Raw genomic sequence first — 22,463 nt, 5'->3', positions numbered from 1 at the left:
GTTTTTGTTTATTGCGGCGCTATCAGAACAACTTCAACGCCGGTGCTTCTTCTTTCAACGGCTCGTTCTTCGCGGTCTGCTCGTTCCAGCCGCCGCCGAGGGCCTTGTACAGGTTGACCTCGCTGGTCAGCTGCGCCAGGCGGTCGGTGATCAGCGATTGCTGGGCACTGAACAGTTGGCGCTGGGCGTCGAGGAAGGTCAGGTTGCTGTCGACACCGATGCGGTAGCGACGCTCGGCCAGGCGGTAGTAATCCTGGTTGGCCGCGACGAAGCCACGCTGGGCCTCCAGCTGCTGCTTGTAGGTCTCACGCGCGGCGAGGCCGTCGGAGACTTCCTGGAAGCCGGTCTGGATCGCCTTCTCGTAGTTCGCCACGTTGATCTCTTTCTGGATCTTCGAATAGTCCAGGCTGGCGCGCAGGCTGCCGGCGTTGAAGATCGGGATGTTGATCTGCGGGGCGAACGACCAGGTGCCCGAACCGCCTTTGAACAGGCCGCCCAGGGTAGGGCTGGCGGTACCGGCGCTGGCGGTCAGGCTGATGCTCGGGAAGAACGCTGCACGGGCCGCACCGATGTTGGCGTTCGCGGCCTTGAGGTTGTACTCGGCCTGCACGATGTCTGGACGACGTTGCAGCAGGTCGGAGGGCAACCCGGCTGGTACGTCGCTGAGCAGGTCATCCGACAGCGGCTTGCTGGCGATATTCGCCGGCAGGCCGGTGCCCAGCAGCAGGGTCAGGCTGTTTTCGTCCTGGGCCACCTGGCGGGTGTAGCGTGCCAGTGCCACGCGGGCATTTTCCACCGAGGTGCGCGCCTGGCTGAGGTCGAGGGCCGAAGCCACGCCGACTTCATTGCTGCGCGAGGTCAGCTTGAAGCTCTGCTCGTACGCGCCGAGGGTGTCCTGGGTCAGCTTGAGCAGTTCCTTGTCGGCCTGCCAGGTCAGGTAGGCATTCGCCACGCTGGCCACCAGGCTGATCTGGGTGCTGCGCCGTGCTTCTTCAGTGGCGAAGTACTTTTGCAGCGCTTCTTCACTCAGGCTGCGCACACGACCGAACAGGTCCAGTTCATAAGAACTGATCCCGAGGCCGGCCGAGTACTGGCTGGTGATGGTCGATTCGCCGGTCTGTGACAGCTTGGCCGGGGTGCGCGAACGGCTGCCGCTGCCCGTGGCCGATACGGCCGGGAACAGGTCGGCACGCTGGATCTGGTACTGCGCCGCATACGCGTCGATGTTCAGCGCCGCGACACGCAGGTCACGGTTGTTCACCAGCGCGGTCTGGATCAGCTGTTGCAGGGCAGGGTCATGGAAAAACTGCTTCCAGCCCTGCTCGGCAGCGGCCTGGCCCGGCGCCTGGGCCGACGAATACGCCGGCCCCTGTGGGAACTGAGCTGCCACCGGCGCTTCAGGGCGCTGGTAGTCAGGGATCAGCGAGCAGCCACTGAGCACGAATGCGGTGACGGCTAAGGAAAGTAGCGACTTGCTCATTGGCCAGCCTCTTGAGGAGTTTGCTTAGGTTCAGTCTTGTTACGTTCGCCCATGGCGGACACGCTCGCGAAGAACAGTGGCACCCAGAAGATCGCCAGCACCGTGGCCGTGATCATACCGCCAATTACACCGGTACCGATTGCGTGCTGGCTGCCTGAGCCGGCGCCCGAGGAGATCGCCAGCGGCAACACGCCGAGGACGAACGCCATGGAGGTCATGATGATTGGCCGCAGGCGCATCCGCGAGGCCTCGATGGCCGCCTCGACGATGCCTTTGCCTTGCTCGTGGAGTTCCTTGGCGAACTCCACGATCAGGATGGCGTTCTTCGCCGCCAGGCCCACCGTCACCAGCAAGCCCACCTGGAAGAACACGTCGTTGGACAAGCCGCGCATGCTGGTGGCGATCAACGCACCCACCACGCCCAGTGGAACCACCAGGATCACTGCGATCGGGATCGACCAGCTTTCGTACAGCGCCGCGAGGCACAGGAACACCACCAGCAGCGACAGCGCATACAGTGCCGGCGCCTGGGAGCCGGACAGGCGTTCTTCATACGACAGGCCCGTCCAGGCGTAGCCCACACCCGCCGGCAGCTCCTTGGCGATGCGTTCGACTTCGGCCATGGCGTCACCGGTACTGTAGCCCGGTGCCGGGGTACCGAGGATTTCCATCGCCGCTACACCGTTATAACGCGAGAGCTTCGGCGAGCCATAGATCCACTTGCCCGAGGCGATGGCCGACAACGGCACCATCTTCCCGGAGTCGCTGCGCACGTACCATTTGTTCAGGTCTTCCGGGGACATCCGGCTGGCGGCTTCACCCTGCACGTAGACTTTCTTCACCCGACCACGGTCGATGAAGTCGTTGACGTAGCTGCCACCCAAGGCAATCGCCAGGGTCTGGTTGATGTTGGACAGCGTGATGCCCTGGGCGCTGGCCTTCTCGTCGTCGACGGTGAGCTCGTATTGCGGCTCATCATTCACGCCGTTGGGGCGCACACCGGCCAGGATCTTGCTCTGGGCAGCCATGCCCAGGAACTGGTTACGCGCCGCCATCAGCTTTTCATGACCGACACCGCCCTGGTCTTGCAGGAACACGTCGAAACCGGTGGCGTTACCGAGTTCCAGTACAGACGGCGGCACAATGGCAAACACCATGGCGTCCTGGAAGGTCTGCATGAAGTAACCCTGGGCACGCTTGGCAATCTCGAACACCGAGGTGGACGAGTCGCGCTCATCCCACGGCTTGAGCATCACGAAGGCCAGGCCCGAACTCTGGCCACGACCGGCGAAGTTGAAGCCGTTCACGGTAAACACCGATTTCACGCCTTTGCCTTCGCCTGGTTCGCCTTCCTTGTCATTGAGCAGATAGGCGCGCATGTCGTCGATGACTTTTTGCGTGCGTTCAGCCGAAGAACCTACCGGGGTCTGCACCTGGGCAAAGATCACGCCCTGGTCTTCATCGGGCAGGAACGCAGCCGGGATGCGCATGAACAGCCAGATCATGCCGGCGATGATCAGGGCGTACACCAGGAACGCCGGGATCTTGTGCTTGATCATGTTACCCACGCCGCGCTCGTAGCTCAGTACGCCACGGTCGAAGGTGCGGTTGAACCAGCCGAAGAAACCACGCTTGGGTTGGCCGTGTTTTTCCGGGTCGATCGGCTTGAGCATGGTGGCGCACAGGGCCGGGGTGAAGATCAGGGCAACCAGTACCGACAACGCCATGGCCGAAACGATGGTGATGGAGAACTGTTTGTAGATCACACCGGTGGAGCCGCCGAAGAACGCCATCGGCAACAGTACCGCCGACAGTACCAGGGCAATACCCACCAGGGCGCCCTGGATCTGGCCCATGGACTTGACCGTCGCCTCTTTCGGCGACAGGTGCTCCTCGGCCATTACCCGCTCGACGTTTTCCACCACGACGATGGCGTCATCCACCAGCAGACCGATGGCGAGGATCATGCCGAACATGGTCAATGTGTTGATGGTGAAACCGAACGCCGCGAGGATCCCGAAGGTACCCAGCAGTACCACCGGTACGGTCATGGTGGTGATGATGGTGGCGCGGAAGTTCTGCAGGAACAGGAACATCACCAGGAACACCAGCACGATCGCTTCGATCAGGGTGTGCACCACACCGGAGATCGATTCGGTCACGACCGGGGTGGTGTCATACGGCACCACCGCCTTCATGCCAGGCGGGAAGAACGGTTCCAGGGACGCCACGGTGGCACGGATGGCCTTGGCGGTGTCCAGGGCGTTGGCGCCCGACGCGAGCTTGATCGCCATGCCGGAAGCCGGGTTGCCGTTGAACTGCGCGCTGATGCTGTAGTTCTGGCCGCCGAGTTCGATACGCGCCACGTCACGCAGGCGAACCTGGGAACCGTCGGCATTGACCTTCATCAGGATGTTGCCGAACTGCTCAGCCGTCTGCAGGCGGGTCTTGCCGATGATGGTGGCGTTCAGCTGGTTGCCGGGCAGGGCAGGCAGGCCGCCCAATTGACCGGTGGCCACCTGGACGTTCTGTGCCGAGATGGCCGTGCTGACATCCACCGGCGTGAGCTGGAAGTTGTTCAGCTTGGCCGGGTCCAGCCAGATACGCATGGCGTACTGCGAACCGAACACCTGGAAGTCACCCACACCTGCGGTCCGGGAAATCGGGTCCTGGATGTTGGAAACGATGTAGTTGGACAAGTCATCCTTGGTCATGCTGCCGTCTTCCGACACCAGGCCGATCACCATCAGGAAGTTCTTTACCGACTTGGTTACGCGGATACCCTGTTGCTGCACTTCCTGCGGCAGCAGTGGGGTCGCCAGGTTTAGCTTGTTCTGCACCTGCACCTGGGCGATGTCCGGGTTGGTACCCTGGTTGAACGTCGCGGTGATGGTCATGCTGCCGTCGGAGTTACTGTCCGAGGCCACATAACGCAGGTTGTCGATACCGTTGAGCTGTTGCTCGATGACCTGCACCACGGTGTCCTGCACGGTTTGTGCGGACGCGCCTGGGTAGGTTACCTGGATGTCGATGGCGGTTGGCGCGATGGCCGGGTATTGGTTGATGGGCAACTTCAGGATCGACAGTGCCCCGACCAGCATGATCACCAGGGCAATTACCCAGGCGAAAATGGGACGGTCGATAAAAAATTTCGACATGGATTACTCCCCTTGGCCAGGCGCGGCAGCAGGAGCAGCGGCGGAACCGGCGGGCTTGGCGTTGTCAGCCTCCTTGACCTTGACCTCCACACCCGGCTTGACGTACTGCAGGCCTTCGGTGATCACGCGGTCACCGGCGTTCAGGCCTTTCTCCACCAGCCAATAGGCGCCGGCGGTGCGGTTGGCCACCAGTACACGCTGCTCGACCTTGTTGTCGGCGTTGACCACCAGCGCCGTCGGGATGCCCTTGAGGTCGCGGGTCACGCCTTGCTGTGGCGCGAGGATCGCCTTGCTGTTCACGCCGGCTTGCAGTTGGGCGTGTACGAACATGCCCGGCAGCAGGGTGTGGTCAGGGTTGGGGAACACTGCGCGCAGGGTCACGGAGCCGGTGGTCTGGTCGACCGAGACTTCGGAGAATTCCAGCTTGCCGTCATGGCCGTAGTCGCTGCCGTCTTCCAGGGTCAGCTTGACCTTGGCGGCATTGGCGCCGGCTTTTTCCAGTTGGCCGCTTTCCAGGTCGCGGCGCAGTTTCAGCATTTCAGCCGAAGACTGCGTGACGTCGACGTAGATCGGGTCCAGTTGCTGGATTACCGCCATGGCATCGGCCTGGCCATTGCTGACCAGCGCGCCTTCGGTCACCGAAGAACGACCGATACGCCCGGAGATCGGCGCGAACACCTTGGTGTAGCGCACGTTGATCTGGGCGGTTTGCACGTTTGCTTCCGCGGTCATGCGGTTGGCCACGGCGGTGTCGTATTCCTGGCGGCTGACGGCTTGCTCATCGACCAACTGCTTGTAGCGGTCGGAGATGGACTTGGTCTGGGTCAGGCTGGCTTGTGCGCTTTTCAGCGTGGCTTCATAGACCGACGGATCGATCTGATAGAGCTGCTGGCCTTCCTTCACATCCGCGCCTTCCTTGAACAGGCGCTTGAGGATGATGCCGTTGACCTGCGGGCGAACTTCCGCGATGCGGTAGGCGGTGGTGCGGCCGGGCAGCTCGGACGTCAGGGTATAGGCTTGCGGTTGAATGGTGACCACGCCGACCTGAGGGGCTTGAGCGGGCGGAGCCGCTTCTTCCTTTTTACATCCGCTGAGCAGCGATGCCAGGGCGACGGCAGTGACCAGAGCGGTAACAGCTGGCTTAAGTTGCATGAAGATCCTCGGGTCAGGCGCGCAGGGTGCGCACAAGAAGTGTGGAAGGGTAAAAAACAAGCTGTGAGTGGATAAGTAGCTTGCTACGCAATATACTTACGTTCATGGTTGTTTGTAAACTCTTGACAGGTTTCGCGGATTGTTGACAACGCAGGCCAAAAGTCTCGATTCCATTACGTTCGGCGCCCATGACGGTGTCGTCCCACAAATATTCGGATGATCGTTAACATCTATTAACACTGCGTTAACGATAGTCTCAGGTGTCCTGATTGAGGTTGTACTGCCATGGTTCGTCGCACTAAAGAGGAAGCTCAGGAAACGCGCAGCCAAATTCTCGAAGCCGCCGAGCAAGCCTTTTATGAGCGCGGCGTTGCACGGACGACGCTGGCGGATATCGCTGCGCTGGCCGGCGTCACGCGGGGCGCTATTTATTGGCACTTCAGTAATAAATCCGATCTGTTGCAGGCCCTGCTGGACACGCTGCATGAGCCACTGGACGAATTGGCCAGGGCCAGTGAAAGCGAGGACGAAGTCGATCCGTTGGGGTGCATGCGCAAGCTGCTGATTCATTTGTTTCATCAGGTGGCCCTGGACCCGAAAACCCGGCGCATCAATGAGATTTTGTTTCATAAGTGCGAATTAACCGATGAAATGTGCGACATGCGCCGTCAGCGCCAGACCCACAGCCTGGAATGCAACCTGCGCATCGGCCTGACACTGCGCAACGCGGTCCATCGCGGGCAACTTCCGGAAAACCTCGACACCACCCGTGGTGCAGTGTGCATCCATGCCTACATCAACGGGCTGATCGGCCAGTGGCTGCTGGTACCCGACAGCTTCCAGCTACATCAGGAGGCCGAACGCTGGGTGGATGCAGGGCTCGATATGCTGCGCCTGAGCCCCAGCCTGCGCAATTGAGACAAAATGCGTAATTGCATCAGGTTGTGTCAACAGTAAAGCCTAAGGACCGTCAATCGTCCTTCTGCCTGATGGGTGGGGTGACTTTATATACGGGCTGGCGGACGGTTGATACATAGCCGCCTAAGTATTTTGTAGGGATTTTGTTGCAAGGCTGTTAAGGAGTGTTTCCCAGGGCAACATAGTGTCAACAATGTGGGAGGGGGCTTGCCCCCGATGGCAGTGGTTCAGTCAACACATACAGTGACTGACGCACCGCCATCGGGAGCAAGCCCCCTCCCATATTTGGTTTCGCGTTTCGGGCGATTACAGCGGCAGCGTCGGGTAATCGATGTAGCCCACCGGGCCCTGGCCGTAGAAGGTTTCCGGATGCGCTTCGTTCAACGGCGCATCGGCTTTCAGGCGTGCTGGCAGGTCCGGGTTGGCAATGAACGGCACACCCCAGGCCACGGCGTCCGCTTTGCCTTCGGCCAGCCAGGCATTGGCACAGTCCTTGGTGAAACGTTCGTTGGCGATGTACACGCCGCCAAAGGCTTTTTTCAATTGAGGACCGAGGCTGTCCGCACCTGCCTTTTCACGGGAGCAGATGAAGGCGATACCACGCTTGCCCAGCTCGCTGGCGACGTAGGTGAAGGTCTCCTTCAGGTTGTCGTCGCCCATGTCGTGGGCATCGGCGCGCGGTGCCAAATGCACACCCACACGGCCAGGGCCCCAGACCTCGATGGCCGCATCGGTCACTTCCAACAGCAGGCGTGCACGGTTTTCCAGGGAGCCACCATAGTTGTCGGTGCGCTTATTGGTGCTGCTTTGCAGGAACTGGTCGAGCAGGTAGCCGTTGGCGCCGTGGATCTCCACGCCATCAAAGCCTGCGGCCTTGGCGTTCTCGGCACCGGTGCGGTAAGCGTCGACGATGTCGGCGATTTCAGCGGTTTCCAGGGCGCGCGGCGTCGGGTAGTCGGCCAATGGGCGCACCAGGCTGACGTGGCCTTTAGCCTGGATCGCGCTCGGCGCCACCGGGGTTTCGCCGTTCAGGTAGGACGCGTGGGAAATGCGGCCGACGTGCCACAGTTGCAGGAAGATCTTGCCCCCTGCGCCATGCACGGCCTTGGTGATATTGGCCCAGCCGCGCACCTGGTCGTTGGACCAGATGCCCGGCGTGTCCGGGTAGCCCACGCCCAGCGGTGTCACCGAAGTGGCTTCGCTGAGGATCAGCCCGGCGGAAGCGCGTTGCACGTAGTACTCGGCCATCAGCGCGTTGGGTACGCGGCCGGCATCGGCACGGCAGCGGGTCAGCGGTGCCATGATGATGCGGTTCGACAGCTCCAGGTCGCCCAGTTTGATCGGATCGAAAATAGTCGTCATGGGAAAACACCCTTCTCTTTGAAGTTGATCAGTGGGTCGCAGGGGCCAGGTCGGCATCGCCGCCCTGACGGAAAGTAATCAGGGTTACCAGCAGCGCCAGGATCGCCAGGGCCGCTGCCGCCAGAGGCACGCTGCTCAGGCCGAAACCGTGGGCAATCACGCTGCCGCCCACCCAGGCGCCGAGGGCGTTGCCGATGTTGAAGGCGCCGATGTTCAGGGTGGACACCAGGTTCGGCGCGGCCTTGCCGAAGGTCACCACGTTGATCTGCAGCGCAGGTACGGCGGCAAATGAAGCGGTGGCCCACAGGAATAGGGTGATCTCGGTCGGGATCACGGCGACGCTGGTCCAGGTCAGCGCGGTGGACACCACCGCCATACTGATAAACACGCCGATCAGGGTGGCTGCCAGGCGTTTGTCCGCCAGCTTGCCGCCGATGATATTGCCCACGGTGAGGCCCAGGCCGATCAGCAGCAGGGCCCAGGTCACGCCTTTGGGCGACACGCCGGTGACATCGCCGAGCAGCGGCGCAACATAGGTGAAGAGGGTGAACATGGATGCGGCGAACAGCGCGGTCATGCTCAGCGACAACCAGATGCCGGCACCCTTGAGGGCGGCCAGTTCGGCGCGCATGTCGAGTTTTTCTTCGTCACGCTTGGCCGGCAGGAAGCGGATCAGGCCGATCAGCGCCACTACGCCAATCACCGTCACCGCCCAGAAGGTCGAGCGCCAGCCGGCTTCCTGGCCCAGCGCGGTGCCCAGTGGCACACCAAGCACGTTGGCCAGGGTCAAACCGGTGAACATCAGGGCCACGGCCGAAGCGCGCTTGTTGGCCGGCACCAGGTTGGCGGCGACCACCGAACCGATGCCGAAGAACGCGCCGTGGCACAACGCGGTGACCACACGGGCAAGCATCAGCACGTTGTAGTCACTGGCCAGGGCGCAGAGCAGATTGCCGATAATGAAGATGCCCATCAACGCTACCAGGGCCGCCTTGCGGGGCAACCTGGCGGTGGCCAGTGCCATAAATGGCGCACCGATGGCCACGCCCAGGGCATAGCCGGTGACCAGCCAGCCGGCGCCGGGAATCGACACGCCGAGGTCCGCCGCCACATCGGGCAGCAGGCCCATGATCACGAACTCGGTAGTGCCGATGGCGAAGGCGCTCAGGGCCAGGATGAGTAGCGAGAGGGGCATTATCGTTTCCTTGTTACAACGTCGCGCTGATTTCAGCGCTGAGTTCAGTGGTAAGCGCCGCGAGGAAGGCTTGGATCACTTCCTCATTGCGCTTGAAAAAGTGCCACTGCCCGGCCTTCTGGCTGCTGATCAATCCCGCCCGTTGCAAGGTGGCCAGGTGGGCCGACACGGTCGACTGGGACAAGCCGCAGCGCTGGTCGATCTGCCCGGCACAGATGCCGTATTCGTGGTTGTGCACTTGCTCGGGGAACTGCACTTTCGGGTCTTTCAGCCAGGTGAGGATGTCTCGTCGTACTGGGTGCGCCAGGGCTTTTATTATTTCGTCGAGGTCGATGGACATGGCAGGTGCTCGGTGTCGTAAAGCGTTATATCGCGATGAGGCGAACTTTAAATCGTTATATCCCGATATACCAATATGAATTTGCTCTGAGCTCAGGCTGAATCGGTATATCGGGTTATAACGATACATTGGCGCCAGTGCTAGACTGCGCCGCATGAATTATCTCGCACATCTGCACCTGGGCGGCCAACTTCCTGCGCAACTGCTGGGCAGCCTGTACGGCGACTTTGTCAAAGGCCGCCTGCAGGGCCAGTTCAGCCCGCCAATCGAAGCGGCGATCCAGTTGCATCGCTCGATCGACCGCTTCACCGACAGCCACCCGTTGGTGGGCGAGGCGTTGTCGCGCTTCAGCCTGACCCGCCGGCGCTATGCCGGGATTGTCCTTGATGTGTTCTTCGATCACTGCCTGGCGCGGGATTGGGCGCTGTACGCCGACCAGCCCCTGGAGCACTTCACCTCGCAGGTGTACCGCGTGCTGGCGGCCGAACCGCAGTTGCCGGGGCGGCTGGCGCAGATAGCGCCGTATATGGCCGCGGATGACTGGTTGGGGTCGTACCGCGAGTTTGCGGTGATGGAGCCGGTGTTGCGCGGGATTTCGCGGCGGCTCACACAACCCCAGGAATTAGGGTTTGCGATGCAGGAATTGCGTGAGTTGTATGAGCCGTTGAGTGAAGACTTCCGGATCTTCTACCCCGAACTGCAAGCCTTCGCGCATAACCACCTGACAACACAAAGCTAAATGTGGGAGGGGGCAAGCCCCCTCCCGCATTTGGAGCAGTGTCTAGCTCATATCACGCGGCAAAGGCTGGTCGCGCCGCTACTTGTTCAGTCTCCGGCACCGGCCCAAACAACGCCTTCTGCACCGCCTGCTGCGCCTGGAACGCCAGCGCCGCACGTTCCTGCCCGGCGCAGGCAATCGGCTTGAGCACATGGATTTCCACATCGCCCTGGTCATTGCCGAACAGGCGCATCAGGTGCGAGAGCAAATCGTCATCGCCAATGAACGGTGCCAGCGGGTCGATCTGCCCATTGCGCAGATAACGGATGGCCACCGGTTGCAGCGACACATCCGCGTCAATCGCACTGGCCAGCAAGCGCCCGTGGAAGGTGCGCAGGCTGCGGCCGTCGGTGGTGGTGCCTTCGGGGAACATCAGCAGCGGGTGCTGTTGTTCCAGGTGGCGGGTCATCTGCTTGCGGATCAACTGGCTGTCGCCCGAACCGCGACGGATAAACAAGCTACCGGCCTTGGCCGCCAACCAGCCGGCCACCGGCCAGGTGCGCACTTCGGCCTTGGACAAAAACGACATCGGCGCCACTGCGCCCAGCAACGGAATATCGGTCCAGGACACGTGGTTGCTCACCCACAGCATGGGCTGGGTCGGCAACTCGCCGTGCACTGTCACGCGAAAGGGCAGGGCGTTGGTCAGCCGCGCCATGAAGAACCGCGACCAGCGTTGGCGCCGCACCATCGAGTTGGCCACGCCCAAGCGTTCGAACACGCCAAACACACTGGCCATGCTCAAGCCCAGCGCCACTACCACCAGCACCCGGGCGATGCGCCCGTACACGCGCAGGCGGCTCATCACATGGCCGCCTTGAAGTGGCGCGCATAGCGCGGGCATAGCTCATCGCGCTTAAGCAGGATGAACACGTCGGCGACCTGGAAATCCTCATCCCAGCACGGTTCGCCGCAGATCTTCGCACCCAGGCGCATATAGGCCTTGAGCAGTGGCGGCATCTCGGCGATTACGTTGGTCGGCAGGTCCAGCGCCGGCAGCGGTTTTTTCGGTTCGGCGCGCAGGTGTTCGTTGCACAGGTAGCGTTCGCGCAGGCGCTGCATGATCGCGTGGGCCTGGATGCCGCCGTCGTGCATCGGGATGCTCGCGCAGCCCATCAGGTAGCTGTAGCCGCCCTGGTTGAGCACTTCGGCCAACTCACCCCACAACACGGCGATGGTGCCGCCGTTGCGGTAGGCCGGGTCGACGCAGGTGCGGCCGATTTCCAGGATCGGACCCTGCAGATGCAGCAGGCCATGCAGGCTGAATTCTTCTTCGCTGTAGAACCGGCCCAGGGTGCTGGCGGCCTGGTGGTCGAGCAAACGGGTGGTGGCGACGAGTCGACCGCTGTTCAAGTCCCGCACGCCGATGTGGCTGCAGTGAACATCATAGTCATCCATGTCCAGGCCGTGTTCCGCGCCTTTCAGCTTGGCGTTGAACTCGCCGCTGAAGACGTTGAAACGCAGGGCCTGGGCTTCCTGCAAAGCCTTGGCGCCAACCAGGCGTTCGGCTTGCAGACGGCGTTCATTGCCGGTGTCGCTGATGCGGGCGATCTGAGTCATGGCGAATCTCCGAGTGCCAGCCACGTTTCGGCCGGTCGACTTTGTTGTCCAAAGTCAGGCTATGTAGCCCCGGTGTCATCTCCATGAAGTTATGGTGACGCTTGGATGACAGGGCCTCTGTAGCAAATCTGTCATTGCCCTCGGCTAGGCTCGCGGGCTTGAATGCTCCCTTGAGTGTGTGTCCATGGTCAGAGGCCTGCTGTGCGTTTCCCTGCTGTTCGTCACCGTTACCGCCTGCGCTGAAACCTGGCCCGACAAGGAGTGGGCCAAGGGCCCGCCACTCGCAGGGCCCTCCGTCGAAGCCCTTGACGCCTATGCATTCCCGCCCCGTGACGACACTGCCCGCCAAGGCATTCGCACCGACGCGCTGCTGGTGATCCGCGACGGTGTGGTCATCTATGAACGCTACGCCGCACCGACCACGGCCAGCACGCCACACTTGACCTGGTCCATCAGCAAAAGCCTGATGGCCACGGTGCTCGGCGTGGCCTACGGCGAAAACCGTTTCAAACTGACCGACCCCGCAGCACGCTTTTACCCGCCGATGAAACAACACCCCAAGGTGACCATGGCCGACCTGCTGCACTGGGCCTCGGGCCTGGACTGGCAGGAAGACTATGAATACGCGCCGCTGAAGTCCTCGGTGGTGGCGATGCTTTACACCCGTGGTCGCGCCGATATGGCCGAGTTCGCCGCCAGCACTGAGTCCTTCAGCGCACCGGGCCAGGCCTTTCGTTATTCCAGCGGCGACAGCAATATCCTGTCCGCCGCGCTCAAGGGCATGCTCGGGCACAAGGCGTACATGAGTTACCCCTGGGACGCGCTGTTCAAGCCGCTGGGCATTCACAACGCCACCTGGGAAACCGATGCCGACGAAACCTTTGTCGCCTCGTCCTATGCGTTCCTCACCGCGCGTGACCTGGCGCGTGTCGGCCTGCTGATGGCCCGCGACGGGCGCTGGGGGGATCAACAATTGCTGCCCAAGGACTGGGTCGTGTTCAACCGCCAACCCTTCGACAAATACACCGCCGGCCAGGACGAAGCGGTCCCCGGTGGCCAATGGTGGCTCAACCAAGGCGCCCCGAGGCCCTGGCCCGACGCCCCCGCCGATACCTTCGCCGCCCTCGGTCATTGGGGACAGGCGCTGTACGTGATGCCCGACGAACACCTGGTGATCGTGCGCTATGGCGATGATCGCGACGGCAGCTACCGCCACAACGAACTGCTCAAGCGCGTGCTTGCGGCGGTGCAACCATGATGCGTCGTCGGCCGTTTACCAGCCTTTTTCTGGTGCTGTTGCTCGCCCTGTCAGGCTGGGTTTGGCACGAGCGCGTCAACCTGCAAGCCTTCCCCGATATCATCGCGGCGTATACCGCCAAGGAGTACTGCTCGTGCCGCTATGTGGCGAACAATCCGGCCGAGTATTGCCGGGGGTATGTGAAGCAGTACGTGCCCACCAGTGGGTTCAGCGATAACCCGGAACGCAGTGAAGTGACGGCGAGTGGCTTGGGGCGTACGCACCGCGCGCGGTGGTTGGGGGATCGACAGGGCTGTCGTCTGAATCCCTGACACAGCGCAAGCCACCCCGCACATTGGATTTGCGCCGTTCGTGACATTGCGCTTAAGGTTCGTGCAGGTTTTTCGCCCCACGAGTCCTTAATGTTCAACGCGTCTGTTATCAAACCCCTGGCCTTCGCCCTGCTGGCCGCTGCCGTGGTGCCCGCCCATGCTGACTGGTACCTGGACAACGAGTCCTCGCGCCTGTCGTTCGTCACCACCAAAAACACCGAGATCGCTGAAGTCCATCGCTTCCTGGTGCTGCACGGCAAGGTCGACAGCAAGGGCGCGGCGCAATTGGAAGTGGAGCTGGAGTCGGTCAACAGCGGCATTCCGCTGCGCGACGAGCGCATGCGCAACCAGCTGTTCGAGATCAAGACCTTCCCCGAGGCGCTGATCAGCGCACAGATCAACCTGCAACCCATCAATGACCTGGCTCCTGGCGCGCAACTGGAACTGCGCTTGCCCCTGAGCGTCACCCTGCATGGCAAGACCCAGACCTACAGCGCCGAGTTGTTGGCCACGCGCCTGGATGACCGGCGTTTCCAGGTGGTGACCCTGGAACCGGTGGTGTTGCATGCCGAGGATTTCGACCTGGCGCCGGGGGTGGCGATGTTGCGCAAAGCGGCCGGGCTCAAGTCGATCAGTTTGTCGGTGCCGGTGGGTGCGGTGCTGATCTTTACGGCGCGCTGACATGAGCGGCGCAGTGTTCCCGTGGCGCAGCGCCAACCGTTTCGAGTTGTTGATCGACGGCCCGCAATTTTTTCCGCAGATGCTGGTGGGCATTGCCCGGGCCGAGCGGCAAGTGGAGTTGGAATTGTATCTGGTGGAGGCTGGAGCCTGCGCCGAAGCGATGGTGCAGGCGCTGGTGCTGGCCGCCGAGCGCGGCGTGCGGGTGCGTTGTCTGTTTGATGACTACGGTAGCCTGGCATTTACCCTGGGGCTGCGTAAGCGCCTGACCGACGCCGGTGTGGAGCTGCGTTTCTACAATCGCCTCAGCTGGCGCCGCTGGATGCGCAACCTGTACCGCGACCACCGCAAGCTGTTGCTGATCGATCAGGAAATCGCCGTGGTCGGCGGCACGGGCGTCACCGATGAGTTCTGGACGCCGGGGCAAGACACCGCTGAGTGGCATGAGGTGATGGTGCAGATCCGCGGCCCGCTGGTGCTGGACTGGCAGGCGCTGTTCGAACGGCAATGGCACGCCAATGTCGCGCGCCGGGCGTGGAAGCCCGCCACCCATTTCGGTTTGCCGCGTTTGCCCAAGGTGCCGGCGACGGGGCCAGGCCTGGGCCGAGTGGCCTATGCAGACGCCCGACAGCACCGCGATATCCTGCAATCGCTGATCCGCGCGCTGAACAGCAGCCAGCAACGTATCTGGTTTGCCACGCCGTATTTCCTGCCCACCTGGGGCGTGCGCCGCGCATTGCGTCGGGCCGCAGGGCGTGGGGTGGATGTGCGACTGCTGCTCACCGGCCCGCGCACCGATCACCCGTCCGTGCGCTACGCCGGGCACCGTTATTACCCGCGCTTGCTGCGCGCAGGCGTGCAGATCTTTGAATACCAGCCGTGCTTTTTGCACCTGAAGATGGCGCTGGTGGACGATTGGGTGAGTATCGGCTCGTGCAACTTCGATCACTGGAATCTGCGCTTCAACCTGGAAGCCAACCTGGAAGCGTTGGACCCTGGGCTGACGCAGGCGGTGGCGGCGAGCTTTACCGCGGATTTTGCCCAGAGCCTGGTGGTCAGCCTGGAAGCGTGGAAGGCGCGGCCGTTGTGGCGACGGGTGAAGCAGCGGGTGTGGGGATGGATTGATCGGTTGGTGGTGAACCTTCTTGACAGAAGGAGCTAGGAACAGCGGCAAGCTGCAAGCTGCAAGTTAAAAGCAGAACTGCTCTTCCTTGCCGCTTGTAGCTTGCAACTTGAAGCTGCCTCCTATAGCAATTCGAACGTCTGCTGCTGTACGTCCTGGGAGTCCAGCCCGATCTGCACATTGAACTCACCCGGTTCGGCGGCGAACTTGAGCTGGGTGTTGTAGAACTTCAAGTCGTCCTCGGTGATGGTGAAGTGCAGCGTGCGCTCTTCGCCAGCCTTGAGCATGACCTTCTGGAAGTTCTTCAGCTCCTTGATCGGACGGATCATCGAACCCGCCACGTCCTGGATATACAGCTGCACCACGGTTTCGCCGTCGACCTTGCCGGTGTTCTGCACCGTGACGCTGGCGTCGAGCTTGCCGGTCTTGTTCAGGGTGGTGGACGACAGCGCCATGTCCGACAGGCTGAACGTGGTGTAGCTCAGGCCATAGCCAAACGGGAACAGCGGCCCGGTGGTGTCATCGAAGTACTGTGAGGTGTAGTTGCCCGGCTTGCCTGGGGTGAACGGGCGGCCGATGGTCAAGTGGTTGTAGTAGGTCGGAATCTGCCCCACCGAGCGTGGGAAGGTGATCGGCAGCTTACCCGATGGGTTGTAGTCGCCGAACAGCACGTCGGCGATGGCGTTGCCGCCTTCGGTACCGGCGAACCAGGTTTCCAGGATCGCGTCGGCCTGTTGGTTCTCTTCCAGGATCGACAGCGGACGGCCGTTCATCAGCACCAGCACCAACGGTTTGCCGGTGGCTTTCAGGGCCTTGATCAGGTCGCGCTGGCTTTGCGGGATGTTCAGGTCGGTGCGGCTGGAAGACTCGTGGGACATGCCACGCGACTCGCCCACGGCAGCGACGATCACGTCGGCATCCTTGGCTGCCTTGACTGCCTCGTCGATCAGCACCTGGGGCGCACGCTTGTCATCCACCACTTCCGGGGCATCGAAGTTGAGGAAGTTGAGGTAGTCGACCACGGCCTTGTCGTTGGTGATGTTGGCACCACGGGCGTAGATGATCTTGCCTTTCTCACCGATCACCGCATTCAAGCCGTCGAGCAGGGTCACCGATTGTTCCGGTTTGCCGGCCGCAGCCCAACTGCCCATCATGTCGATCGGTGCCTTGGCCAGCGGGCCGACCAGGGCGATGGTCGCGGATTTTTTCAGCGGCAGGGTGTTGTTCTGGTTTTTCAGCAGCACCAGGCTGCGGCGCGCAATATCGCGGGCCTCGGCGCGGTGCAGGCGGCTGTCGGCGTAGGTGTCGACCGGGTCATCCTCGGCCTTGCCGATGCGCAGGTACGGGTCCTTGAACAGGCCCATGTCGTACTTGGCGCCGAGCACTTCGCGCACGGCGTTGTCGATGTCGCTTTGCTCGATCTCTCCGGACTTGAGCAGCCCCGGCAATTCCTTGCCGTACAACGAGTCGTTCATGCTCATGTCGATGCCGGCCTTGATCGCCAGCTTGGCGGCTTCGCGCCCGTCCTTGGCCACGCCGTGCTTGATCAGCTCGAATATCGCGCCGTGGTCGCTGACGGCCAGGCCCTTGAAGCCCCAGTCCTTGCGCAAGAGGTCGTTCATCAGCCAGGTGTTGGCGGTGGCGGGCACGCCATTGATCGAGTTCAGCGCCACCATCACGCCGCCGGAACCGGCCTTGATCGCCGCGTGGTACGGCGGCAGGTAGTCCTGGTACATCTTGACCGGGCTCATGTCGACCACGTTGTAGTCACGCCCGCCTTCCACTGCGCCGTAGAGGGCGAAGTGCTTGACGCTGGCCATGATGCTGTCGGCATTCGCGGGGCTGGCGCCCTGGAAGGCCTTGACCATCACCTCGGCAATGCGCGAGACCAGATAGGTGTCTTCACCGAAGCCTTCGGACGTGCGACCCCAGCGCGGGTCGCGGGAGATATCGACCATCGGTGCAAAGGTGATGTCGAGGCTGTCGGCGGCGGCTTCCTGGGCGGCGATGCGTCCGGAGCGGCCGATGGCGTCCATGTCCCAGCTGGAGGCCAGGGCCAGGCTGATCGGGAAGATCGTGCGGTGGCCGTGGATCACGTCATAGGCGAAGAACATCGGGATCTTCAAGCGGCTGCGCATGGCCGCGTCCTGCATCGGACGGTTTTCCGGGCGGGTGATGGAATTGAACGTGCCACCGATGCGGCCAGCGGCGATTTCCTTGCGGATCAGCTCACGGGGCATTTCCGGGCCGATGCTGATCAGGCGCAACTGGCCGATCTTTTCGTCCAGGGTCATCTGCTTGAGCAGGTCGCTGACGAAAGCGTCCTTGTCCTTAAGCGCAGCAGGCTTTGTTTCTGCCCAGACGGGGTGGGTGGCCAGCGTGGCAACAAGGCCGAGCAAACACAGCTTCTTCATGAATATCCTTTTTCGGCTCACTGCACAGCGCTTGGGCTGATCGGCCAAAATGTGGGGAGCGTCTATTGTTGTTCGGGTGTTGTTCAGATAAATGCAGCACACTCTGAACTCTTTATCGCGCTGGGCATCTTTGTAGCTGATTGGCTCGATGCATTCCAGTGGTGGCGGATTATGCCCCAAGCGTGTGGTTTTTAGGGTTAGTCGTCATATTCCATCCAGTTTGGGCAGGAGAAACGCCATGCAAGCAGCACAACATTCCCGCTGGGGCCTCAAGGCCGCGGCTTTGCTATTGATCAGCACAGTATTGAGCGGCTGCGGCATCAATAACATCCCGACCCTGGACGAACAGGCCAAGGCGGCCTGGGGCCAGGTGCAGAACCAGTACCAGCGCCGCGCCGACCTGATCCCCAACCTGGTGGAAGTGGTCAAGGGTTACGCCGCCCATGAGCAAGACACCCTGACCGCCGTGATCGAGGCGCGTGCCAAGGCCACCTCGATCCAGGTGGATGCCAGCACCCTGGACAACCCGGAAAAACTCAAGCAGTTCCAGCAGGCCCAGGACGGTTTGAGCGGTGCCCTCAGCCGCTTGATGGTGGTGTCCGAGCGCTACCCGGACCTGAAGGCCAACCAGAACTTCCTGGCCCTGCAATCCCAGCTCGAGGGCACCGAAAATCGCATCGCCGTGGCCCGTCGTGATTTCATCCAGGCCGTGCAGGCGTACAACACCGAGATCCGCACCTTCCCTGGTCGCCTGTGGCACAGCGTGATGTACAGCGACCTGCCGATCCGCGCCACCTTTGAAGCCACCAGTGCCGATGCCGATAAAGCGCCGCAAGTGAAGTTCAAATAAGGCTGCACTGAGGTGTCGATGCGTTTATTACGGATAGGCCTGGCGCTATGGATGCTGGCCTGCGTGGGTGTGGCCCAGGCGGCGCTGACGTTCCCGGCGTTGAGCGGACGGGTGGTGGACACCGCCCAGATGATCGACCCGGCCACGCGCGAGCACATCACCCAGCAGTTGCAGGCGCTGGAGCAGAGCCGTGGCGACCAGATCGTGGTGGTCACGGTGCCCGACCTGCAGGGCGTGCCCATCGAGGACTACGGTTACCAGCTGGGTCGCCAGTGGGGCATCGGCCAGAAGGGCAAGGACAACGGCGCGTTGCTGATCGTCGCCCGTGACGAGCGCACGTTGCGCATCGAAGTCGGCTATGGCCTTGAAGGCGTGCTTACCGATGCGCAGTCCTGGGTGATCATCAACCAGGTGATTGCCCCCAAGTTCAAGGCCGGCAATTTCAGCCAGGGCATCAGCGACGGCGTGGCGGCGATGGTGCAGGTGGTCGGCGGTGAACCGCTGGCGGTGCCGGCGCATGTGGCGGATGCCAACTTTGCCAAGGATAATCCCGGCTTTTCCATCGGCCTGTTCATCCTGCTGATCGGCGTGTTGTGGCTGTGCAATCGCATGGGCCTGCCGGTGGGCGCGATCCTTTTGGCGATCCTCAGCAGCAGTGGACGCGGCGGCAGTGGCGGGGGAGGTGGCGGCGGTTTCCGAGGCGGCGGTGGTGGCTTCGGCGGCGGCGGCGCGTCGGGCGGCTGGTAATGACAATAACTAGAGAGCAACTACAACCATGGCATTACTGACTGAACACGAGCAGCGCCAAGTCGCCGAAGCGATTGCCCGGGTCGAAAAAACCACCGACGCCGAACTGGTCACCGTGCTGGCGGCCCGCGCCGACGATTACGCCTACATCCCCCTGCTGTGGGCCAGCCTGATCGCCTTGGTGGTACCGGGCGTGGTGCATTACCTGTCGGGCTACCTGACCATGTATACCTTGCTGCTGGCGCAATGGGCGACGTTCATCGTGTTGTGCCTGCTGTTTCGCCTGCCCAAGGTGACCACCCGCCTGATCCCACGCTCGGTACGCCATTGGCGCGCCTCCAACCTCGCGCGCCGGCAGTTCCTGGAGCAGAACCTGCACCACACCCTGGGCAGCACCGGGGTGCTGATTTTTGTCAGCGAGGCGGAGCGTTATGTGGAGATCCTGGTGGACGATGGCATCTCCAGTCGCGTGGATGACAACAGTTGGGATGGGATCGTCAAGGCGTTTACCCAGCAGGTGAAACAGGGGCAGACGCTGGCTGGGTTTATTGCTTGTATCGAGGCGTGTGGTGAGTTGTTGAAGGTGCATGTACCGTTGACACAAACCCGCAATGAATTGCCAAACCGCCTGGTCGTACTCGAATAATCCAGACACCACTGAGCAAAAAATGTGGGAGGGGGCTTGCTCCCGATGGCAGTGGGTCAGTCACGGATGGATTAGCTGACACACCCTCATCGGGAGCAAGCCCCCTCCCACATTTGGATCGGTGTTGACCACTGGTCAAATAACTCCGTGCCCTGGTGGGCTATCCCCCCTAAAATGCCCGGCATTCCCTGCCCGAGGCGTTTTTGTTCATGTCCGTTACCGCTCAACCTGCCAGCTCCGCGCCGGATCATCACGCCCAGTTCATCGAACTGTTGAGCACAAGCGTTGCGCAGAACGCCTTTATCAAGCTGGTGCTGGCCAAATACGTCGGTGACGAAGCCGAGCTGCAGCGGCTGATCATCAAGGCAGTGACGGTCAAGGAGCAGCCGTGCCTGTCCTTCGTCTACCGCTACAAGACCCGCGACATCACCAAGAACTTGGCGCTGGCCGACGGCGTGGCGGCGATTGCCGCGTTGCTGCCGGGCTCGTTCAAGAACGCGCACCTGCTGTCGCTGACCGACGAAGCCCAATTGGAATACAGCAAGAAGAACAAAAGCTCGCTGTTCAGGAGCAAGACTCAGCAACTGCGCGAGGCGCCATCGGCTGAGCATAACCGTGAGAAGCATCGCTTCCTCGACCTGAGCCGGCCATTCCTCGCCGACCTGGGCGTGACCGACGCCAAGCAGGCGCTGATCCCGTCGATGTCGCGCAAGTGGAAGCAGATCAACAAATTCATCGAAGTGTTCAGCCATGCGCTGACCTCCTCACCGCTGAGGCTGGACCAACCGGTGCGCGTCGCCGATTTCGGTTCGGGCAAGGGCTACCTCACGTTTGCGATCCACGACTACCTGCGCAACACCCTCAAGGCCGAAGGCGAAGTCACCGGCGTCGAGTTGCGCGAAGACATGGTGACCCTGTGCAACACCGCCGCGGCCCGCCTGGAGCACCCCGGGCTGGTGTTCAAATGTGGTGATGTGCGCAGCGTGGCGCCCAGCGAACTGGACGTGATGATCGCCCTGCATGCCTGTGACGTCGCCACCGATTACGCGATCCACACCGGCATTCGTTCCGGCGCATCGATCATCATGTGCTCGCCGTGCTGCCATAAGCAGATTCGCCTGCAGATCCAGAGCCCGGCGCTGCTCAAGCCGATGCTGCAATATGGCCTGCACCTGGGCCAGCAGGCGGAAATGGTCACCGACAGCTTGCGTGCGTTGTTCCTCGAAGCCTGCGGCTACGAGACCAAGGTGTTCGAGTTCATCTCCCTGGAGCACACCAACAAGAACAAGATGATCCTGGCGGTCAAGCGTGCGGAGCCGGTGGACAACGCGCAGTTGCTGGAGAGAATCCAGGAGTTGAAGGCGTTCTATCACATCTGCGAACACTGCCTGGAAACCCTGCTGCGCGCGGATGGCTACCTGATCTGACCGCCGCCCACTGTAGGAGCGAGCTTGCTCGCGAAAAGCCTGAGAGCACCGCAGGCTTTCAGGTTTCCCGCGTTATCGTTAGCGACCTTCGCGAGCAAGCTCGCTCCTACAGGGAGCTGGTGCCGGCTGCACCGCGGTCTTGCGCCCGAGCATCACCGTGACGATGACCCCACAGGCAAACACCCAGGTAATCGGCTCGATATGTTCACCAAAGAACAGCGCCGAAAACGCGATGGTGAAGAAGATCTGCAACAGCTGAATCTGGCTGACCCGCGCAATGCCGCCCATGGCCAACCCCGCGTACCAGGCGAAGAAGCCCAGGAACTGCGAGAACAGCGACACATAACCAAAGGCCCACCAGGCGCGCATCGAGACCGCGCCTTGGTGCTGCGCCGCCAGGTACCACACCGGGCCGATCAACACCGGCGTGGACAGCACCAGCGCCCAGCAGATCACCTGCCAGCCGCCCATCTCCTTGGCCAACCGGCCGCCTTCGGCATAGCCCAGGCCACCCACGGCTATCGCGCCGAGCATCAATAAATCGCCGGCCTGGATACTGCCGGCGCCGGTGATCAATGCATAACTCAACACCAACCCGCTGCCGAGCGCCGCGCAGGCCCAGAAGGCTTTGGACGGCCGCTCATGGGACAGCCACGCCGCATACAGCGCCACGCACAGCGGTTGCAGGCCATTGACCAGTGCGCCATGGGAGGCTGGCAAGGTTTGCATGGCCCACGCCGACAGCACCGGGAAGCCCAGAATCACCCCCGCAATGACCAGGCACAAACCCCGTACCTGGCGCCAGGTCGGCCAGCGCTCGCGGCGCCACAGCAACAGCGCCGCCGCCGGGACCGCCGCGAACAAGGCACGGCCCAGGCCGTTGAGCAACGGGTGGATCTCCTGCACCACGATACGGGTGAAGGGCAGGGTCAGGCTGAAGATGATGACACCCAGCAGGCCGAGGGCCATGCCGGTGTTTTCGCGCGAGCTCATGGGCGGGATCCGAAATCCAGAGGGCTTCAAGGGAAGCCCATCTAGCCACAACCCCCGCCGATTGAGGGCCTAC

20 protein-coding genes and 1 pseudogene are annotated in these 22,463 nt (G+C 62.1%); 10 read left to right on the top strand and 11 right to left on the bottom strand.

The genetic code is table 11. The annotated features are described in order from the left end of the window. Positions 1–22: 22 nt before the first annotated feature. The 3 genes from adeC to V3W40_RS01375 are packed head-to-tail and all read right to left on the bottom strand — an operon-like array spanning position 23 to position 5,790. Positions 23–1,480, bottom strand: coding sequence for an AdeC/AdeK/OprM family multidrug efflux complex outer membrane factor (adeC, locus tag V3W40_RS01385; RefSeq protein ID WP_065928271.1), 1,458 nt, complete (start codon positions 1,478–1,480; stop codon positions 23–25). Continuing rightward, positions 1,477–4,638 (bottom strand): efflux RND transporter permease subunit, encoded by a 3,162-nt coding sequence (locus tag V3W40_RS01380; protein WP_065928270.1) that lies wholly within the window; start codon positions 4,636–4,638, stop codon positions 1,477–1,479. Before V3W40_RS01380 ends, adeC begins: the two co-directional genes overlap by 4 nt. Positions 4,639–4,641: 3 nt before the next feature. Further along, positions 4,642–5,790, bottom strand: a complete 1,149-nt coding sequence (locus tag V3W40_RS01375) for an efflux RND transporter periplasmic adaptor subunit (protein WP_330214299.1) — start codon at positions 5,788–5,790, stop codon at positions 4,642–4,644. Positions 5,791–6,075: 285 nt separating this feature from the next. On the opposite strand from V3W40_RS01375, the gene V3W40_RS01370 reads away from it, so the two are divergent. Beyond that, positions 6,076–6,708, top strand: coding sequence for a TetR family transcriptional regulator (locus tag V3W40_RS01370; RefSeq protein WP_330214298.1), 633 nt, complete (start codon positions 6,076–6,078; stop codon positions 6,706–6,708). Positions 6,709–7,014: 306 nt separating this feature from the next. Here the strand turns inward: V3W40_RS01370 and V3W40_RS01365 are convergent, their stop codons facing one another. Genes V3W40_RS01365 through V3W40_RS01355 form a run of 3 tightly spaced genes read right to left on the bottom strand, consistent with a single transcriptional unit; the run spans position 7,015 to position 9,605 of the window. Beyond that, positions 7,015–8,070 carry an alkene reductase gene (locus V3W40_RS01365; protein WP_330214297.1) on the bottom strand — a complete coding sequence of 352 codons (1,056 nt, stop codon included), beginning with the start codon at positions 8,068–8,070 and terminating at the stop codon, positions 7,015–7,017. A gap of 28 nt (positions 8,071–8,098) precedes the next feature. Beyond that, complete coding sequence (locus V3W40_RS01360) at positions 8,099–9,265, bottom strand: MFS transporter (protein ID WP_330214296.1); 1,167 nt, start codon at positions 9,263–9,265, stop codon at positions 8,099–8,101. A gap of 13 nt (positions 9,266–9,278) precedes the next feature. Then, entirely contained in the window at positions 9,279–9,605 is a 327-nt protein-coding gene (locus tag V3W40_RS01355) for an ArsR/SmtB family transcription factor (protein WP_027604388.1), read from the bottom strand. Positions 9,606–9,759: 154 nt separating this feature from the next. Here V3W40_RS01355 and V3W40_RS01350 point away from each other — a divergent pair, with 154 nt between their 5' ends. After that, a complete protein-coding gene (locus V3W40_RS01350; RefSeq protein WP_092487785.1) occupies positions 9,760–10,344 on the top strand; it encodes an acyl carrier protein phosphodiesterase in 585 nt (194 codons plus the stop codon). A gap of 52 nt (positions 10,345–10,396) precedes the next feature. Here V3W40_RS01350 and V3W40_RS01345 read toward each other — a convergent pair whose 3' ends face one another. Continuing rightward, positions 10,397–11,188, bottom strand: a complete 792-nt coding sequence (locus tag V3W40_RS01345) for a lysophospholipid acyltransferase family protein (RefSeq protein ID WP_092487788.1) — start codon at positions 11,186–11,188, stop codon at positions 10,397–10,399. Next, complete coding sequence (gene olsB / locus V3W40_RS01340) at positions 11,188–11,943, bottom strand: L-ornithine N(alpha)-acyltransferase (RefSeq protein WP_027604385.1); 756 nt, start codon at positions 11,941–11,943, stop codon at positions 11,188–11,190. The genes V3W40_RS01345 and olsB overlap by 1 nt, the downstream gene beginning before the upstream one ends. 184 nt (positions 11,944–12,127) lie before the next feature. On the opposite strand from olsB, the gene V3W40_RS01335 reads away from it, so the two are divergent. The 4 genes from V3W40_RS01335 to V3W40_RS01320 all read left to right on the top strand — a co-directional run bounded on the left by V3W40_RS01335 (position 12,128) and on the right by V3W40_RS01320 (position 15,352). Continuing rightward, complete coding sequence (locus V3W40_RS01335; RefSeq protein WP_330214295.1) at positions 12,128–13,201, top strand: serine hydrolase domain-containing protein; 1,074 nt, start codon at positions 12,128–12,130, stop codon at positions 13,199–13,201. Then, positions 13,198–13,512 (top strand): amidase, encoded by a 315-nt coding sequence (locus V3W40_RS01330; RefSeq protein ID WP_330214294.1) that lies wholly within the window; start codon positions 13,198–13,200, stop codon positions 13,510–13,512. The genes V3W40_RS01335 and V3W40_RS01330 overlap by 4 nt, the downstream gene beginning before the upstream one ends. 90 nt (positions 13,513–13,602) lie before the next feature. Further along, entirely contained in the window at positions 13,603–14,193 is a 591-nt protein-coding gene (locus tag V3W40_RS01325; protein ID WP_065947339.1) for a YceI family protein, read from the top strand. A 1-nt stretch (position 14,194) separates the two neighbouring features. Continuing rightward, entirely contained in the window at positions 14,195–15,352 is a 1,158-nt protein-coding gene (locus V3W40_RS01320) for a phospholipase D-like domain-containing protein (RefSeq protein ID WP_065928262.1), read from the top strand. 83 nt (positions 15,353–15,435) lie between these two features. Here the strand turns inward: V3W40_RS01320 and bglX are convergent, their stop codons facing one another. After that, the gene (gene bglX / locus V3W40_RS01315) at positions 15,436–17,727 is read right to left on the bottom strand and encodes a beta-glucosidase BglX (protein ID WP_330214293.1); all 2,292 of its coding nucleotides are present in this window, start codon (positions 17,725–17,727) and stop codon (positions 15,436–15,438) included. Positions 17,728–17,965: 238 nt separating this feature from the next. Here bglX and V3W40_RS01310 point away from each other — a divergent pair, with 238 nt between their 5' ends. The 4 genes from V3W40_RS01310 (at position 17,966) to V3W40_RS01295 (ending at position 21,397) form a co-directional block, all read left to right on the top strand. Then, complete coding sequence (locus tag V3W40_RS01310; RefSeq protein WP_065928260.1) at positions 17,966–18,577, top strand: LemA family protein; 612 nt, start codon at positions 17,966–17,968, stop codon at positions 18,575–18,577. Between the two features lie 18 nt (positions 18,578–18,595). Next, on the top strand, positions 18,596–19,324 hold the full coding sequence (locus tag V3W40_RS01305; RefSeq protein ID WP_330214292.1) for a TPM domain-containing protein: 729 nt from the start codon (positions 18,596–18,598) through the stop codon (positions 19,322–19,324). Positions 19,325–19,352: 28 nt separating this feature from the next. Then, positions 19,353–19,970, top strand: a complete 618-nt coding sequence (locus V3W40_RS01300; RefSeq protein ID WP_065928258.1) for a TPM domain-containing protein — start codon at positions 19,353–19,355, stop codon at positions 19,968–19,970. Positions 19,971–20,179: 209 nt separating this feature from the next. After that, positions 20,180–21,397, top strand: a complete 1,218-nt coding sequence (locus V3W40_RS01295) for a class I SAM-dependent methyltransferase (protein ID WP_330214291.1) — start codon at positions 20,180–20,182, stop codon at positions 21,395–21,397. Positions 21,398–21,405: 8 nt separating this feature from the next. On the opposite strand, the pseudogene V3W40_RS01290 reads toward V3W40_RS01295, so the two are convergent. Together V3W40_RS01290 and V3W40_RS01285 are read right to left on the bottom strand one after the other, a co-directional pair. Continuing rightward, positions 21,406–21,495 (bottom strand): annotated as a pseudogene (locus tag V3W40_RS01290) (outer membrane lipoprotein carrier protein LolA); the annotation flags it as partial. Continuing rightward, a complete protein-coding gene (locus V3W40_RS01285) occupies positions 21,476–22,390 on the bottom strand; it encodes a DMT family transporter (protein WP_065928256.1) in 915 nt (304 codons plus the stop codon). The gene V3W40_RS01285 and the pseudogene V3W40_RS01290, both read right to left, overlap by 20 nt. Between the last annotated feature and the right edge of the window lie 73 nt (positions 22,391–22,463).

The organism is Pseudomonas sp. AM8 (genome assembly GCF_036346475.1).
GTDB lineage: Bacteria > Pseudomonadota > Gammaproteobacteria > Pseudomonadales > Pseudomonadaceae > Aquipseudomonas > Aquipseudomonas marginalis.
The sequence above is the reverse complement of the archived record's forward strand: the minus strand, read 5'-3'. Positions and strand labels throughout refer to the sequence as shown.

Coding starts and splice junctions, on each gene's coding strand:
- adeC (WP_065928271.1), bottom strand. CDS start 1,480: ATGAGCAAGTCGCTACTTTCCTTAGCCGTCACCGCATTCGTGCTCAGT.
- V3W40_RS01380 (WP_065928270.1), bottom strand. CDS start 4,638: ATGTCGAAATTTTTTATCGACCGTCCCATTTTCGCCTGGGTAATTGCC.
- V3W40_RS01375 (WP_330214299.1), bottom strand. CDS start 5,790: ATGCAACTTAAGCCAGCTGTTACCGCTCTGGTCACTGCCGTCGCCCTG.
- V3W40_RS01370 (WP_330214298.1), top strand. CDS start 6,076: ATGGTTCGTCGCACTAAAGAGGAAGCTCAGGAAACGCGCAGCCAAATT.
- V3W40_RS01365 (WP_330214297.1), bottom strand. CDS start 8,070: ATGACGACTATTTTCGATCCGATCAAACTGGGCGACCTGGAGCTGTCG.
- V3W40_RS01360 (WP_330214296.1), bottom strand. CDS start 9,265: ATGCCCCTCTCGCTACTCATCCTGGCCCTGAGCGCCTTCGCCATCGGC.
- V3W40_RS01355 (WP_027604388.1), bottom strand. CDS start 9,605: ATGTCCATCGACCTCGACGAAATAATAAAAGCCCTGGCGCACCCAGTA.
- V3W40_RS01350 (WP_092487785.1), top strand. CDS start 9,760: ATGAATTATCTCGCACATCTGCACCTGGGCGGCCAACTTCCTGCGCAA.
- V3W40_RS01345 (WP_092487788.1), bottom strand. CDS start 11,188: ATGAGCCGCCTGCGCGTGTACGGGCGCATCGCCCGGGTGCTGGTGGTA.
- olsB (WP_027604385.1), bottom strand. CDS start 11,943: ATGACTCAGATCGCCCGCATCAGCGACACCGGCAATGAACGCCGTCTG.
- V3W40_RS01335 (WP_330214295.1), top strand. CDS start 12,128: ATGGTCAGAGGCCTGCTGTGCGTTTCCCTGCTGTTCGTCACCGTTACC.
- V3W40_RS01330 (WP_330214294.1), top strand. CDS start 13,198: ATGATGCGTCGTCGGCCGTTTACCAGCCTTTTTCTGGTGCTGTTGCTC.
- V3W40_RS01325 (WP_065947339.1), top strand. CDS start 13,603: ATGTTCAACGCGTCTGTTATCAAACCCCTGGCCTTCGCCCTGCTGGCC.
- V3W40_RS01320 (WP_065928262.1), top strand. CDS start 14,195: ATGAGCGGCGCAGTGTTCCCGTGGCGCAGCGCCAACCGTTTCGAGTTG.
- bglX (WP_330214293.1), bottom strand. CDS start 17,727: ATGAAGAAGCTGTGTTTGCTCGGCCTTGTTGCCACGCTGGCCACCCAC.
- V3W40_RS01310 (WP_065928260.1), top strand. CDS start 17,966: ATGCAAGCAGCACAACATTCCCGCTGGGGCCTCAAGGCCGCGGCTTTG.
- V3W40_RS01305 (WP_330214292.1), top strand. CDS start 18,596: ATGCGTTTATTACGGATAGGCCTGGCGCTATGGATGCTGGCCTGCGTG.
- V3W40_RS01300 (WP_065928258.1), top strand. CDS start 19,353: ATGGCATTACTGACTGAACACGAGCAGCGCCAAGTCGCCGAAGCGATT.
- V3W40_RS01295 (WP_330214291.1), top strand. CDS start 20,180: ATGTCCGTTACCGCTCAACCTGCCAGCTCCGCGCCGGATCATCACGCC.
- V3W40_RS01285 (WP_065928256.1), bottom strand. CDS start 22,390: ATGAGCTCGCGCGAAAACACCGGCATGGCCCTCGGCCTGCTGGGTGTC.